16 protein-coding genes are annotated in these 14922 nt (G+C 57.6%); 9 read left to right on the forward strand and 7 right to left on the reverse strand.

Features of this window, described 5'->3' with window-relative positions:
• The first annotated feature begins 78 nt into the window (after positions 1 to 78).
• Genes cpxR through trmL form a run of 3 tightly spaced genes read left to right on the forward strand, consistent with a single transcriptional unit; the run spans position 79 to position 2659 of the window.
• Positions 79 to 777, forward strand: a complete 699-nt coding sequence (cpxR, locus tag AC6I8P_RS18900; protein ID WP_007885339.1) for an envelope stress response regulator transcription factor CpxR — start codon at positions 79 to 81, stop codon at positions 775 to 777.
• Positions 774 to 2150 (forward strand): envelope stress sensor histidine kinase CpxA, encoded by a 1377-nt coding sequence (gene cpxA / locus AC6I8P_RS18905; protein WP_031279625.1) that lies wholly within the window; start codon positions 774 to 776, stop codon positions 2148 to 2150. Before cpxR ends, cpxA begins: the two co-directional genes overlap by 4 nt.
• A gap of 35 nt (positions 2151 to 2185) precedes the next feature.
• Positions 2186 to 2659: a tRNA (uridine(34)/cytosine(34)/5-carboxymethylaminomethyluridine(34)-2'-O)-methyltransferase TrmL gene (gene trmL / locus AC6I8P_RS18910; protein ID WP_021507051.1), complete on the forward strand. Its 474-nt coding sequence runs from the start codon at positions 2186 to 2188 to the stop codon at positions 2657 to 2659.
• Here trmL and cysE read toward each other — a convergent pair.
• The 5 genes from cysE to AC6I8P_RS18935 all read right to left on the reverse strand — a co-directional run bounded on the left by cysE (position 2656) and on the right by AC6I8P_RS18935 (position 5769).
• Positions 2656 to 3471 (reverse strand): serine O-acetyltransferase, encoded by an 816-nt coding sequence (gene cysE / locus AC6I8P_RS18915; protein WP_021507052.1) that lies wholly within the window; start codon positions 3469 to 3471, stop codon positions 2656 to 2658. The two genes, trmL and cysE, sit on opposite strands and share 4 nt — an antisense overlap.
• Before the next feature lie 68 nt (positions 3472 to 3539).
• A complete protein-coding gene (gpsA, locus tag AC6I8P_RS18920) occupies positions 3540 to 4559 on the reverse strand; it encodes an NAD(P)H-dependent glycerol-3-phosphate dehydrogenase (protein WP_498030874.1) in 1020 nt (339 codons plus the stop codon).
• The gene (secB, locus tag AC6I8P_RS18925; RefSeq protein ID WP_021507054.1) at positions 4559 to 5023 is read right to left on the reverse strand and encodes a protein-export chaperone SecB; all 465 of its coding nucleotides are present in this window, start codon (positions 5021 to 5023) and stop codon (positions 4559 to 4561) included. Before secB ends, gpsA begins: the two co-directional genes overlap by 1 nt.
• A gap of 40 nt (positions 5024 to 5063) precedes the next feature.
• Positions 5064 to 5318 carry a glutaredoxin 3 gene (grxC, locus tag AC6I8P_RS18930; RefSeq protein ID WP_010616518.1) on the reverse strand — a complete coding sequence of 85 codons (255 nt, stop codon included), beginning with the start codon at positions 5316 to 5318 and terminating at the stop codon, positions 5064 to 5066.
• Positions 5319 to 5337: 19 nt separating this feature from the next.
• Positions 5338 to 5769: a rhodanese-like domain-containing protein gene (locus AC6I8P_RS18935; protein WP_058759412.1), complete on the reverse strand. Its 432-nt coding sequence runs from the start codon at positions 5767 to 5769 to the stop codon at positions 5338 to 5340.
• Positions 5770 to 6018: 249 nt separating this feature from the next.
• Here AC6I8P_RS18935 and envC point away from each other — a divergent pair, with 249 nt between their 5' ends.
• The 4 genes from envC to AC6I8P_RS18955 all read left to right on the forward strand — a co-directional run bounded on the left by envC (position 6019) and on the right by AC6I8P_RS18955 (position 10430).
• Positions 6019 to 7320, forward strand: coding sequence for a murein hydrolase activator EnvC (gene envC, locus AC6I8P_RS18940; RefSeq protein ID WP_498030875.1), 1302 nt, complete (start codon positions 6019 to 6021; stop codon positions 7318 to 7320).
• Positions 7321 to 7323: 3 nt separating this feature from the next.
• Positions 7324 to 8229 (forward strand): divergent polysaccharide deacetylase family protein, encoded by a 906-nt coding sequence (locus AC6I8P_RS18945; RefSeq protein WP_498031187.1) that lies wholly within the window; start codon positions 7324 to 7326, stop codon positions 8227 to 8229.
• Positions 8230 to 8296: 67 nt separating this feature from the next.
• Positions 8297 to 9526, forward strand: a complete 1230-nt coding sequence (locus AC6I8P_RS18950; RefSeq protein WP_498030876.1) for a glycosyltransferase — start codon at positions 8297 to 8299, stop codon at positions 9524 to 9526.
• Positions 9519 to 10430 (forward strand): hypothetical protein, encoded by a 912-nt coding sequence (locus AC6I8P_RS18955; protein ID WP_498030877.1) that lies wholly within the window; start codon positions 9519 to 9521, stop codon positions 10428 to 10430. The genes AC6I8P_RS18950 and AC6I8P_RS18955 overlap by 8 nt, the downstream gene beginning before the upstream one ends.
• A gap of 30 nt (positions 10431 to 10460) precedes the next feature.
• On the opposite strand, the gene tdh is transcribed toward AC6I8P_RS18955, so the two are convergent.
• Both tdh and AC6I8P_RS18965 read right to left on the reverse strand, forming a co-directional pair.
• The gene (gene tdh, locus AC6I8P_RS18960; protein WP_058759416.1) at positions 10461 to 11489 is read right to left on the reverse strand and encodes an L-threonine 3-dehydrogenase; all 1029 of its coding nucleotides are present in this window, start codon (positions 11487 to 11489) and stop codon (positions 10461 to 10463) included.
• Positions 11486 to 12697 carry a glycine C-acetyltransferase gene (locus AC6I8P_RS18965; RefSeq protein WP_104094247.1) on the reverse strand — a complete coding sequence of 404 codons (1212 nt, stop codon included), beginning with the start codon at positions 12695 to 12697 and terminating at the stop codon, positions 11486 to 11488. The genes tdh and AC6I8P_RS18965 overlap by 4 nt, the downstream gene beginning before the upstream one ends.
• 231 nt (positions 12698 to 12928) lie before the next feature.
• Here AC6I8P_RS18965 and rfaD point away from each other — a divergent pair, with 231 nt between their 5' ends.
• Together rfaD and rfaF are read left to right on the forward strand one after the other, a co-directional pair.
• A complete protein-coding gene (gene rfaD, locus AC6I8P_RS18970; RefSeq protein WP_021507062.1) occupies positions 12929 to 13861 on the forward strand; it encodes an ADP-glyceromanno-heptose 6-epimerase in 933 nt (310 codons plus the stop codon).
• A gap of 17 nt (positions 13862 to 13878) precedes the next feature.
• Positions 13879 to 14922: an ADP-heptose--LPS heptosyltransferase RfaF gene (gene rfaF / locus AC6I8P_RS18975; RefSeq protein WP_498030878.1), complete on the forward strand. Its 1044-nt coding sequence runs from the start codon at positions 13879 to 13881 to the stop codon at positions 14920 to 14922.

The following is a 14922-nucleotide window of genomic DNA, read 5'->3' on the forward strand; positions in this document are numbered from 1 at the left end:
CAGGGGGTGTAAAACTACGTAAAGCGTTGGATTGCCACTATAGGAACACGGTATTTTGCCTGCGGAGGGCAACAAAAAATGAATAAAATCCTGTTGGTTGATGACGACCGCGAATTGACTTCGCTGCTTAAAGAACTGCTTGAAATGGAAGGTTTTGAGGTGATTGTCGCCAGCGATGGCGAGCAGGCGCTCAATCTGCTGGACAACACCGTCGACCTGCTTTTGCTCGATGTCATGATGCCGAAGAAGAACGGTATCGACACGTTAAAAGAGCTACGCCAGCAACATCAAACCCCTGTCATCATGCTGACCGCCCGCGGTAGCGAGCTGGACCGCGTTCTGGGCCTGGAACTGGGCGCGGATGACTATCTGCCAAAGCCGTTCAACGATCGCGAACTGGTGGCGCGTATCCGTGCGATTCTGCGCCGTTCCAACTGGAGCGAACAGCAGCAACAGCACGATAACAGCTCACCGACGCTGGAAGTGGATTGCCTGCGGCTGAATCCGGGCCGTCAGGAAGCCAGCTTCGACAGCGAAACGCTGGATCTCACCGGCACTGAGTTCACCCTGCTCTACTTACTGGCGCAGCATCTTGGCCAGGTAGTGTCACGCGAGCATCTCAGCCAGGAAGTGCTGGGCAAGCGCCTGACGCCGTTTGACCGCGCTATTGATATGCACATCTCTAACCTGCGTCGTAAGCTGCCGGAACGTCGTGATGGTCATCCGTGGTTCAAAACTCTGCGCGGACGCGGCTATCTGATGGTTTCGGCATCATGATTGGAAGTTTGACCACCCGCATCTTCGCCATCTTCTGGCTCACCCTGGCGCTGGTGTTGATGCTGGTACTGATGGTGCCCAAACTCGATTCGCGCCAGATGACCTCGCTGATGGAGAGCGAACAGCGCCAGGGCACCATGATTGAGCAACACGTTGAGGCGGAGCTGTCACAGGATCCGCCCAACGACCTGATGTGGTGGCGCCGGCTGTTTCGCGCCATCGACAAATGGGCACCGCCCGGTCAGCGCCTGCTGCTGGTGACCAGCGAAGGACGGGTGATCGGTGCGCAGCACAATGAAATGCAGGTGATCCGCAACTTTATCGGCCAGTCCGATAATGCCGATCATCCGCAGAAGAAAAAGTATGGCCGCGTCGAGATGGTCGGCCCCTTCGCGGTGCGCGACGGCGAAGACAATTACCAGCTGTATCTGATCCGTCCCGCCACCAGTTCCCAGCTCGATTTCGTCAACCTGCTGTTTGACCGCCCCCTGCTGCTGCTCATCGTCACCATGTTAATCAGCTCACCACTGCTACTGTGGCTGGCGTGGAGCCTGGCGCGTCCGGCACGCAAACTAAAACATGCTGCGGATGAAGTGGCGAGCGGGAATCTGCGTCAGCATCCGGAACTGGAATCGGGCCCGCAGGAATTTCTCGCAGCCGGCTCCAGTTTCAACCAGATGGTGAGCGCGCTCGAACGCATGATGACGGCACAGCAGCGACTGCTGTCGGATATCAGCCATGAATTACGCACGCCGCTGACGCGTCTGCAGCTGGCCACTGCGCTACTGCGCCGGCGTCATGGCGAAGGCAAAGAGCTGGAGCGTATTGAGACCGAAGCGCAGCGTCTGGACGGCATGATCAACGACTTGCTGGTACTGTCGCGCACCCAGCACAAGAACGCGCTGGTGAGCGAAGCGATGAAGGCCAACCAGCTGTGGAATGGCGTGCTGGAAGATGCCAAATTCGAAGCGGAGCAGATGGGTAAAACCATGGACGTGCCGTATCCGCCCGGTCCGTGGCCGCTGTACGGTAACCCGCATGCGCTGGAAAGCGCGCTGGAGAACATTGTGCGCAACGCGCTGCGCTACTCGCACACGCACATCAGCGTTAGCTTTGCCGTGGATATTCAGGGCATCACCGTGCACGTCGACGACGACGGTCCCGGCGTCAGCCCGGAAGATCGCGAGCAGATTTTCCGTCCGTTCTACCGCACCGATGAAGCGCGTGACCGTGAATCCGGCGGCACCGGGCTCGGGCTGGCGATTGTCGAAACCGCCGTGCAACAGCACCGCGGCTGGGTGAAAGCCGATGACAGCCCGTTAGGCGGTCTGCGCCTGACGCTGTGGCTGCCGCTGTACTCCGCCCGGCAATAATTTGCTATGCTGCGGCCCTCGTTTCCGGGGGGCTTATGCTAAACATCGTCTTATTTGAACCTGAAATCCCGCCAAATACCGGCAACATCATCCGCCTGTGCGCCAATACCGGCTTTCAGCTGCACCTGATTGAGCCGTTAGGCTTCGCCTGGGATGATAAACGCCTGCGCCGCGCCGGACTGGATTATCATGAATATACCGCGCTGAAAAAGCACGCCAGCTATGCCGCTTTTCTGGCGGCGGAAGCGCCACAGCGCTTATTCGCGCTGACCACCAAAGGCACACCGGCGCACAGCGCCGTCAGCTATCAGCCGGGCGACTATCTGCTGTTTGGCCCGGAGAGCCGTGGCTTACCACCAGAAATTCTTAATGCGTTGCCGGCAGAACAGAAGATCCGCATTCCGATGCGCGCGGAGAGCCGCAGCATGAACCTGTCGAATGCGGTTTCAGTGGTGGTGTATGAGGCGTGGCGCCAGCTGGATTATGCGGGCGCGCTGATCAAAGGTTAGATGCCGTCGCCGTACTCAAACCCGGCGCCGGTGAAATGCTGATCCATATCCATCGACGGTTTGTCGCTGGCTGGTTTACCGACAATGCGCGCCGGCACGCCGGCCGCCGTGGTATGGGGCGGCACCGGCTGCAAGACCACCGAACCGGCACCGATTTTGGCACCGCGCCCGACTTCAATATTGCCAAGGATTTTGGCCCCTGCGCCAATCATCACCCCTTCACGGATCTTCGGATGGCGATCGCCGCTGGTTTTACCGGTACCGCCCAGCGTGACCGATTGCAGAATAGAGACGTCATTTTCCACCACAGCCGTTTCACCAATCACGATGCCGGTGGCGTGATCCAGCATGATGCCGCGCCCGATGCGCGCCGCCGGATGAATATCCACGGCGAATGAGACCGAGATTTCGTTTTGCAGATACACCGCCAGCGCGCGCCGTCCCTCTTTCCACAGCCAGTGGCCAATACGGTACGCCTGCAGCGCGTGGAAGCCTTTCAGATAGAGTAACGGCGTGGAATATTTGTCGACCGCCGGATCGCGCTGACGCACCGCCTGAATATCGTACGCGGCCGAGACAATCATCTCAGGATCCTGACGATAGGCTTCTTCAACAATTTCGCGGATGGCGATAGCGGGCATGATCGGGTTAGCGAGCTTGTTAGCCAGCATGTAGCTGAGCGCGCTGCCGAGATTTTCGTGCTTGAGCAAGGTCGCGTGGTAAAAACTGGCCAGCATCGGTTCACAATCGGCCAGCGCTCTGGCTTCGGCTTTGATATGGTTCCAGACCAGTTCTAACTCTTCAGACGACATTGCTGTTTGCTCCCGATAAAAAAGCGCCCGATTAGGCGCTACAGGTGATAATGCTTAAGCGTCCTGCTTTAGCTTTGGCTGTTCTCGTCCTTCCTTGTACGACCAAGCAGGCTCAATGCTGCCTCTCGCGCCGATTTTTCGCAATATAATACCTGATAAATTTGCTCGGTTATTGGCATTTCCACGCCCATACGCGCAGCTAACGCTTTGACTTCTTTAGTGTTTCTGTAGCCTTCTACAACTTGTCCGATAATGCGTTGCGCCTCATCCACGCTTTCGCCCTGCCCCAGCATCATGCCGAAACGGCGGTTTCGCGACTGATTATCGGTACAGGTCAGCACCAGATCGCCAAGACCCGCCATACCCATAAAGGTCGTCGGATCGGCACCCAGCGCAGCACCAAGACGGCTCATCTCCGCCAGACCGCGGGTGATGAGTGCCGTACGCGCGTTGGCGCCAAAGCCAATGCCGTCGGAGATTCCAGCACCAATCGCAATGACGTTTTTCACTGCGCCGCCCAGCTGCACGCCGATAAAGTCCGGATTGTTGTAAACGCGGAAGCTTTTGCCGCAGTGCAGCTTTTGCTGCAGATCGTCGGCAAACTGCGCGTCAGTGGCCGCCAGCGCAATCGCCGTCGGCAAACCGGCCGCCAGCTCTTTGGCAAAGGTCGGGCCGGAAATCACCGCCAGCGGAATGCTGTCGCCGAGGATTTCACGCGCCACATCCTGCAGCAGCCGTCCGGTCTCTTTTTCCAGTCCTTTGGTCGCCCAGACAATGCGTGAGTCGGCACGCAGCAGCGGTTTGAGCTGCATCAGCACGTCGCCGAACACATGGCTTGGCACCACCACCAGCAGATCGCGGCTGGCGCTGACGACGCGGGCCAGATCGGCTTCAGGAACGAGATTATCGGGGAAAGGAACATCGGGCAGGAAAGCGGTATTGCATCGGTCAGCCTGCAGCTGCGCCACGCTTTGCGGATTGTGGCCCCACAGCAGCACCGGATGGCCATTACGGGCCAGCGTAATGCCCAGTGCGGTGCCGTACGAGCCGGCACCGATGACGCTAATCGAAGCGTTGAGTGTAGTCATCAGGCATCCTGACGTGGCGCTTCGCCTTCACCCTGCTGCTGCAGATAATTCATGAACAGCGCATCAAAGTTGACCGGCGCCAGATTGAGCTGAGGGAAGGTACCGCGTGACACCAGGCTGGTGACACATTCACGCGCATACGGGAACAGAATGTTCGGGCAGTAAGCGCCGAGGCAATGTGCCATCTGCGTGCCTTCGATACCGCTGATGGTGAAGATACCGGCCTGCTGTACTTCGCACAGGAACGCGGTGTCTTCGCCCACGGTGGCGGTGACAGTAACGCGCAGCACGACTTCATACACTTCATCCGCCAGCTGAGAAGAGGCGGTGTCCAGATCCAGCTTCACTTCCGGTTCCCACTCTTTCTGGAAAACCTGAGGTGCGTTTGGCGCTTCAAATGAAACGTCTTTGGTGTAAACGCGTTGAATCTGGAACTGCATTTCGTTGCTGCTATGCTCTGACATGTTACTGAATCCTTTAAGTGAAAATTGTCGGTCGAGAATATTATGCGCGGAGTAAGGGATCGAGTCCCTGACGCCCGTCCAGCGCGTAGAGATCGTCACAGCCGCCAATGTGCTGCGCGTCAATAAAGATCTGTGGCACCGTGGTGCGGCCGCTGCGTTTGATCATCTCTTCGCGCTTTACCGCGTCCCCATCAATGGGAATCTCCTGGTATGACACGCCTTTTTGATCCAGCAACGCCTTCGCCCGGTGGCAGTAAGGACAGGTCACTTTGGTGTAAATCTCAACATTAGCCATGCGGTGATACCTCAGGAAGTTATTTACCGCGAACCAGCGGCAGGTTTTCGCCACTCCAGCCGCTCACACCATCTTTCAGCACGGTCACTTTGTCAAAACCCGCTGCGCTAAGGGTGGCTGCCGGTTCTGCGGCGCTCTGGCCGGTGGCACATACCACAATTATGGGCTGCGACTTGTGCTTTTCCAGCTCGCCGAAGCTGCCTTTTTTGATATCGGCTGCGGCGATGTTAATAGCCCCTGAAATGTGTCCTTTGCGATAGTCGTCGCGTGAACGAACGTCTACCACCACCGCGTCCTCTTTGTTGATCAGGTGGGTTGCTTCACCACGGCTGATGGTTTTTACCTTAGAGAACATGCCTTTAACGGTGGTTACAATCACCAGAATAAGTAAAGCGACCCATGCCAGACTAAGGATGGGGTGATTGCTTGCAAACTGCATAATTTCTTGCATGAGGGGTAACGACTCCAGACCGGGGCTAATAAGCTAAAACAAGGGTTCTGAGTATACCTGCGCCACTTCGCATGTACAGTCGCGAAGCGGGCAGAGTTACGATTTGTGCGTCATTTTCCAAAAAAAGTGTTCTAATCGCAAAATTGAGACAATCTTTATCCCGGTAAGCTGTGGCCGACATCTTTCGTAAAGCAAAACCCGGCCGGGATAACTGGTAAGCGGCTGTTCATCGTGGAATAATTATCGACTATGAAGGGAAAAGCGACCGTTACACACACAAGGACCCGTTATAACGACCCGGCATCTCCGTTGTCATTTCGCTGGTCCGATATCTCCCTCAGCCTGCTTTGTGCGGGTGCGTTGCTGTTGCCCGTCGCCGCGCATAGCGCCGATGACAGCAAAACGCAGCTAAAGTCCATTCAGCAGGACATCGCCGAAAAAGAGAAAAGCGTTAAATTGCAGAAGCTGCAGCGCAGTAAGCTGCTCGATCAGCTGCAGAGTCAGGAAAAAGTGATTGCCCAGGCCAGTCGCCAGCTGCGTGAAACCCGCAACAGCCTGAGCGCGCTGAACGGCGAAATCGCCCAAACCACCGCCGCCATTGCCCGGCTGGAAAAGCAGCAGGCGCAGCAGGAAAAACTGCTGGCGCAGCAGCTGGATGCCGCGTTTCGTCAGGGCCAGCACAACGGCGTGCAGCTGCTGCTCGGCGGTGAAGAAGCACAGCGCAGCGAACGCATTCTGGCCTATTTTGGCTACCTCAATGCCGCCCGGCAGAAAAATATCGACGAGCTTAAGCAGACTCAGCAGGAACTGGCGCAGCAGCGTCAGGCGCTGCAGGGTAAGCAGGAGCAGCAAAAGTCGCTGTTAGCGCAGCAGCAGACGCAACAGAACAAGCTGGAAACCGCCAGCGCCGCGCGTAAGAAAACACTGTCCGCACTGGAGAGCGCGCTGGAGAAAGACCAGGCCGATCTGGTCGAGATGCGCCAGAACGAAAGCCGCCTGCAGGACAAAATCGCCAAAGCCGAACGTGAGGCGCGCGAACGGGCGCAACGCGAAGCGCGCGAGGCGGAAAAAGTGCGCCAGCGTCAGGCCCAGGCAAAAGCCAAAGGCTCCAGCTATTCCCCTACACAAAGCGAGCGCGAGCTGATGGCGCGCACCGGCGGCCTTGGCCGGCCGGGCGGACAGGCCATCTGGCCAGTACGCGGTCGCATTGAACATCGCTTTGGTGAAGCAATGCAGGGCGAACTGCGCTGGAAAGGTCTGGTGATTGATGCCCCGGAAGGCACTGAAGTCAAAGCCATTGCTGATGGTCGCGTGCTGATGGCCGACTGGCTGCAAGGCTACGGCCTGGTTGTGGTCGTCGAACACGGTAAAGGCGATATGAGCCTTTATGGCTACAATCAGAGCGCGTTGGTGAGCGTCGGTGCGCAGGTGAAGGCAGGACAGCCTATCGCCCTCGTGGGCACCAGCGGCGGCCGCGGCACGCCCTCGCTCTACTTTGAAATTCGTCGTCAGGGACAGGCCGTCAACCCACTGCCGTGGTTAGGAAGATAAGTGTTGTTTCAGTCCCAAAAGCTTAGCGCCGCCCTGTGCGGGCTGTTTTTCACCTTTGCCGCCCATGCGGGAAAACTGGCTATCGTCATTGACGACTTCGGCTACCGCCCGGCTGAAGAGAATAAAGTGCTGCAGATGCCTGCCGCGATTTCTGTGGCGGTGCTGCCCAATGCGCCTCATGCGCGTGATATGGCAACCAAAGCGCATCAGGGCGGTCATGAAGTGCTGATTCACCTGCCGATGGCGCCGCTAAGCAAACAGCCGCTGGAGAAGGACACGCTGACGCCGGAGATGAGCAGCGAAGAGATCGCGCGCATCGTGCGTGACGCCAGCAACAAAGTGCCGTATGCGGTTGGCCTGAACAACCATATGGGCAGCAAAATGACCTCCAGCCTGCCCGGCATGCAGAAAGTGATGCAGGTGCTCAATCACTACAACTACTACTTCCTCGATAGCATGACCATTGGCAACAGCCAGTCGGTCCCGGCCGCACAGGGCACGCAGGTCAAAGTCCTGAAGCGGCGCGTATTCCTCGACGACAGCCAGAATGAAGCGGCGATTCGCACCCAGTTCACCCGCGCAGTGAAGCTGGCACAGCGTGATGGCTACGCCATCGCCATTGGCCATCCGCATCCCACCACGGTACGGGTGTTGCAGCAGATGTTGCCGACGCTACCGGGCGATATCACTCTCGTCCGCCCCAGCCAGTTGCTCAACGAACCGCTGCGCCAGGGCGCTACGCCGCCGGCCAGCACGCCGGTGCAACCGCGTACTCCGGTGTTCCGTGCGCCTGGCGTGTGTAAGCCGGGTCAGCCGCTGCCAGCCGTACCGCAGAGTCGTGCGGTGGAGGTGGTGACAGAGAGCATTACCGGCAGTCCACTCGTGCAGTCGCTTAAACAGCTATTCTGATTATCAGGCGCAGCGTGCTGCGCCTTATTTAACGCCACACCTTTTCCGCGCAAGGATATCGGAACAGATGACGTCAACCAGAAAGAAAATTCTGCTGCTGGATACCGGGCGCGAATGGGGCGGCGGTACCAACAGCATGCTGGAATTACTCAAGCGCATTGATCGCCAGCGTTTCGCTATCACTTGCTGTTTTTATCAGAATTATGCGCGTGGCAATCAGGAGACGATTGCCTCGGTATTAGACGCGATCGGCATTCCGGTGACATTTATTGCGCAGCGTCGCCAGCCGCTCTGGGCAAAAATCACCAAAGAGTTGCTGCGCACCCTGCTGTTTTTTAACCGCGCGGTGAAAAAAAACGCCATCGACCGCATCGATCGCCAGTGGCGCATGCAGCCTAACGCCCGCCAAATCGCGACGATTTTACGCGACGGTGGCTATGATGCGCTGTACATGAATAATCAGCCCAGCACCAACGTTGAAGGCTATCTCGCCGCTGAACAGACTCACGTGGCGTTAATTCAGCACTGCCGCATTGATCCATTACTCAATAATGCGCTGGTCAAGATGATTAATCGGCATTGTGATGCGGTGATTGCCGTGTCACAGGGCGTACACCGCACCCTGAGCGAAAGCGGTGTTGATGCGCAGCGCTGCTTTACCGTATCCAACGCTATCGATATTCATCAGCCGCTGCCGGTGCGTGAGGCGGTGCGTCAGCGCTTTGATTATCCCGCCGATACCTTTATTTTCGGCTCCATCGGTTCCCTGATTGCGCGTAAATCCAATCATCATATTTTGCAGGCGTTAGGTGAATTCAGCCGCGCGCATCCTGCCGCTAAATGGAAAATGGTGATCGTCGGTGCCGGCCCGGAGCAGCAGCACTTACAGCAGCTGGCGCAAAAAGAGGGGATTGCCGCGCAGGTTATTTTTACCGGCTTTCAAAATAACGCGCTGGATTATCTGGCGGCATTCGATACGTTTATTCTCGCCTCAGCCAGTGAAGGGCTGCCGCGCGTGGTGCTGGAAGCGATGCTGGTGAATACGGCGGTGATAGGTTCGAATGTCGTCGGTACGTCGGAATTAATTCAACACGGCGAGACCGGTTTACTGTTTGACTATGGCAATACGCAACAGCTTAGCCAGCATCTTAGCGCGCTGTGGCAGGATACTGCACTGCGCCAGCGTTTAATCGCCGCCGCCGCCGCCCGGGTGCGCGAGCGCTATAGCATCGAACATTACGTGTCGGGCGTGGAAAACATTCTGGAAAACGTCATGGAGAGAAAAAAGCATGTTTGATTTTTTAAATAAACACCGTCGCTATATTCTCTCGCGCCACAACATTCCCGCCACGCAGGCGGATGCGCAGGGCACAATTGCCGTCAGTTCCGTAGTCATCCCCTGTACCGGCGCTGATTACATTGAAGAAGCGGTGCTCAGCGCTTATTTTGCCAGCCGCTGCGCCGACACCATCAGCGAAATTGTCATTGTCAGCGATCAGCCTTCCAGCGCTTTTCCGCCGCTGCCGGCACGCGTGCGTGTGGTGACGCTGGAGGTGCCGTTTCGTGAAGAAAACTACCGCTATAAACAGATCTACCGCAGCCGCCTGATTAAACTTCAGGCCCCCTTGCAGGCAACCGGTGAAGGTATATTGATGATCGATTCCGATCTCAATTTATTAAAAACGCCGGATATTGCGATGCGTGAGCATCATCTGTACAGCAGCTTCCGTCAGGGCAAGATGATCGCCAAACTGGCCGGCGCGCCGAAAGAACATATTCCGGCTTATTACCACCACACCATTCGCCCTTATTTGCAGGATCACGTAAATAGCGCCTATCTGGCGGCCTCACGTCGCACATGGCAGCGTATTTGTCCGCTGTGGCTGACATTATTTAATGATACCTGGGAATTGATGAATGACGACCAGCCGCCGACCGATCAGCCGCCACTCGCCGCACTGCTTGACCTGCTGGATATCCGCACGGTCAATCTGGGCGAATGGGCTAACTGGCCGGTGTCGAAACGCATTGGCGGTCAGTCGGCCGTGATTCCACCGCAGGTGATTGGCGCGCATGGCGGCTTCCCCTTGAGCGAATGGCAAAAATATTTGCAGGATCCGCACCAGCCGCTGAGCTTTAAAGGCCAGGATTACACGCGAAAGGTGCGTTACCTGACCGATGCGGAAAAACAGCAATCCTGAGCGTCACCGGCCCGCAGGCCGGTGTGTCGTTTAATCCCAGCTCAGCACCACTTTGCCTGAACGCCCGGAACGCATCTCGTCGAAGCCCTGCTGGAAGTCGTCGATGTGATAGCGATGCGTGATGATTGGCGTCAGATCGAGGCCAGACTGAATCAGCGCGGCCATTTTGTACCAGGTTTCAAACATCTCACGGCCGTAAATCCCCTTGATAAACAGCCCCTTGAAGATAACCTGATTCCAGTCAATCGACATCTCACCCGGCGGAATGCCCAGCAGCGCAATGCGTCCGCCGTGATTCATCGTCTCCAGCAGGGTACGAAACGCCGGCGGCGCGCCGGACATCTCCAGTCCGACATCAAAGCCTTCGGTCATCCCCAGTTCCGTCATCACCTCGCGCAGATTCTGCTGCGCCACGTTGACCGCACGCGTCACGCCCATTTCACGCGCCAGCCCGAGGCGGTACTCATTGATGTCAGTGATCACCACATTCCGCGCGCCGACGTGTTTACACACCGCTGCCGCCATAATGCCAATCGGTCCGGCACCGGAGATCAGCACGTCTTCACCTACCAAATCAAACGAGAGCGCGGTATGCACCGCGTTACCGAACGGGTCGAAAATCGCCGCCAGCTCGTCGGAAATATTGTCGGGAATTTTGAACGCGTTAAACGCCGGGATCACCAGATATTCGGCGAAGCAGCCCTGACGATTGACCCCTACACCCACGGTATTACGGCATAAATGGGTACGGCCGGCGCGACAGTTGCGGCAGTGGCCACAGGTGATGTGACCTTCGCCTGATACGCGATCGCCGATGGCGAAACCCTTCACTTCCTGACCGATACCGACCACTTCGCCCACGTATTCGTGGCCGGTGATCATTGGCACCGGAATGGTTTTGCGCGACCAGTCGTCCCAGTTATAGATATGCACATCGGTGCCACAGATGGCGGTTTTGCGGATTTTAATCAGCAGATCGTTATGACCAGGCTCCGGCACCGGTGCGTCGTGCACCATCCAGATCCCCTCTTCCGCTTTCAGTTTAGCCAGTGCTTTCATCCGTTGGCTCCTGCAGTGATAACCCCTAATTGGTGTCCGATGCGCGTGAAGGCCGCCACCGCGTGCTCCAGCTGCGCCTGGGTGTGGCCGGCAGAAATCTGCGTGCGAATGCGCGCCTGGCCCTGCGGCACCACCGGATAGAAGAAGCCGGTAACGTAGATGCCTTCCTGCTGGAGCAGGCTGGCAAACTGCTGCGCCACTTTGGCATCGCCCAGCATCACCGGAATGATGGCGTGATCGGCACCGGCCAGCGTAAAGCCAGCGGCGGTCATTTTTTCCCGGAAGAAGCGGGCGTTTTCCCACAGCCGCTGCCGCAGGCCATCGCCTTCGTTCAGCAGATCCAGCACGCGCAGCGACGCGGCCACAATCGCCGGTGCCAGCGAGTTAGAGAACAGATAAGGGCGCGAGCGCTGGCGCAGCCATTCAACCACCTCGCGTTTTGCCGCCACGTAACCGCCGGACGCGCCACCCAGCGCTTTACCCAGCGTGCCGGTCAGGATATCCACGCGATCCATCACGCCGCAGTATTCATGCGTGCCGCGTCCGCTTGCGCCGACAAAGCCCACCGCGTGCGAGTCATCCACCATCACCAGCGCATTAAACTCATCGGCCAGATCGCAAATGCCCTGCAGGTTAGCGATCACGCCATCCATGGAGAACACGCCGTCGGTGGCAATCAGCAGGTAGCGCGCGCCTTTGTCGCGGGCCTCCTGCAGGCGCGCGCGCAGCTCAGCCATATCATTGTTGGCGTAACGATAGCGCTGAGCTTTGCACAGGCGGATGCCGTCGATGATCGACGCATGGTTGAGCGCATCCGAGATAATCGCGTCTTCCGCGCCCAGCAAAGTCTCAAACAGCCCGCCGTTGGCGTCGAAGCATGAGGAGAACAGGATAGCCTCTTCCATGCCGAGGAACTCCGCCAGCCGGCGCTCCAGCAGCTGATGGCTGTCCTGCGTGCCGCAGATAAAACGCACCGACGCCATGCCAAAACCATGCGTATCCATACCGTCTTTGGCGGCCTGAATCAGCGCCGGATGGTTCGCAAGGCCGAGATAGTTATTGGCGCAGAAGTTAATCACCGGCGGGCTATTGGCGACGTTGATTTCCGCCTGCTGCGCCGAGGTCAGGGTGCGCTCCTGTTTGAACAATCCGTCCTGCCGCGTTGTCTCAAGCTGTTGCCGGATTTGTGAATAGAACTGATCGGACATGATTCTGCTCCTCAGATAGCAAAATTTTGGCACATATTACTGATCGAAAAGCGAATGGACGACAATTCAGCCAGGGAAATCTCCGTTTTGCAGCATAGTTCACGCGGCGCGCAGGATTTGTGCAGCGCGATCGGCGTCATCTGGCTGTCCGCATCGGGCTGAAATGTTATGATGTTAGGTATTCGTGCGTGAAACCTCCTGTTTCACCCCAACTGTTTAAAGGCAAAGCATATGATTATCGTAACCGGCGGCGCGGGCATGATTGGCAGCAACATTGTGAAAGCGCTCAACGATCGCGGTCATACCGATATCCTGGTGGTGGATAATCTGAAAGATGGCACCAAGTTCGTGAACCTCGCGGATCTGGACATCGCGGATTACATGGATAAAGAGGAGTTCCTCACCTACATCATGTCGGGTGAAGATCTGGGTCCGATTGAAGCGGTGTTCCATGAAGGTGCCTGTTCAGCCACCACCGAGTGGGACGGTAAGTACATGATGGATAACAACTATCAGTACTCAAAAGATCTGCTGCACTTCTGCCTCGAACGTGAAATTCCGTTCCTGTATGCCTCATCGGCCGCCACCTACGGCGGGCGTAACGAGAACTTCATTGAAGAGCGCCAGTACGAGCAGCCGCTCAACGTGTACGGCTACTCAAAAATGCTGTTCGACCACTATGTCCGCCAGATTCTGCCGGAAGCGGATTCGCCAGTGTGCGGCTTCCGCTATTTCAACGTGTACGGGCCGCGTGAAGGCCATAAAGGCAGCATGGCGAGCGTCGCGTTCCACCTCAATACGCAAATCAGCAACGGTGAAAATCCTAAGCTGTTCGAGGGCAGCGACAGCTTCCGTCGTGACTTCATCCACGTCGATGATGTGGTGGCGGTCAATCTGTGGTGCTGGGAAAACGGCGTATCCGGCATCTATAACTGTGGTACCGGCCGCGCCGAATCTTTCCAGGAAGTGGCGGATGCGGTGCTGAAGTTCCACCAGCAAGGCCAGATCGAATACATCCCGTTCCCGGACAAACTGAAAGGACGCTACCAGGCCTTTACGCAGGCGGATCTCAGCAAACTGCGCGCCGCGGGCTATGACAAACCGTTTAAAACCGTTGCCCAGGGCGTGGGCGAATACATGGCCTGGCTGAACCGTCACGCATAAGGAAACCGGCACCGGCGATGAAAATTCTGGTTATTGGCCCCTCCTGGGTCGGCGATATGATGATGTCGCAAAGTCTCTATCGCACGCTGAAACAGGCGCACCCTGAGGCGGTAATTGATGTGATGGCGCCGGCCTGGTGCCGGCCGCTGCTGTCACGCATGCCGGAAGTGAATCAGGCGCTGGCGATGCCGCTTGGCCACGGTGCGCTGGCGCTGGGTGAGCGCCGTCGCCTGGGCAAAGCGCTGCGGGCCAGCGGTTACGATCGCGCCTATGTGCTGCCAAACTCGTTTAAATCGGCGCTGGTGCCGTTTTTTGCCGGCATCAAACGCCGCATCGGCTGGCGCGGCGAAATGCGCTATGGCGTGCTGAATGACGTGCGGGTGCTGGACAAAGCCGCGTTTCCCTTAATGGTGGAGCGCTATGTGGCGCTGGGCTATGACCAGCCGGTTACGGCGGCAGCACAGTTGCCGCAGCAGCTGCTGTGGCCGCAGCTGCGCGTCGACGACGATGAAAAACGCATGACCGCAGCGCAGTTTGCGCTGTCGGCCGATCGCCCGGCCATCGGCTTCTGCCCCGGTGCCGAGTTTGGTCCCGCGAAGCGCTGGCCACACTATCACTACGCCGCGCTGGCGGAACAGCTGATTGCTGAAGGCTATCAGGTGCTGCTGTTCGGCTCGGCTAAAGATCGGGAAACCGGCGAGGCGATCCTGCAGGCGCTGCCGGACACGGCACGCGCGCACTGCCGCAATCTGGCGGGCGAAACGCAGCTGGAGCAGGCGGTGATTCTGATAGCCCACTGTGCTGCGGTCGTCAGCAATGATTCCGGACTGATGCACATTGCCGCCGCGCTCAACCGGCCGCTGGTGGCGCTGTATGGCCCGAGCAGCCCGGATTTCACGCCGCCGCTATCCCATCAGGCGCGCATCATTCGCCTGATTACCGGCTACCACAAAGTGCGCAAAGGCGATGCCGCAGAGGGCTATCACCAGAGCCTGATTGATATTCAACCGGCACGCGTGCATCAGGAACTCAATGAGTTACTGCATCCGGTGCAGGAGTAA

Source organism: gamma proteobacterium symbiont of Lampromicra miyakona, from assembly GCF_059730895.1.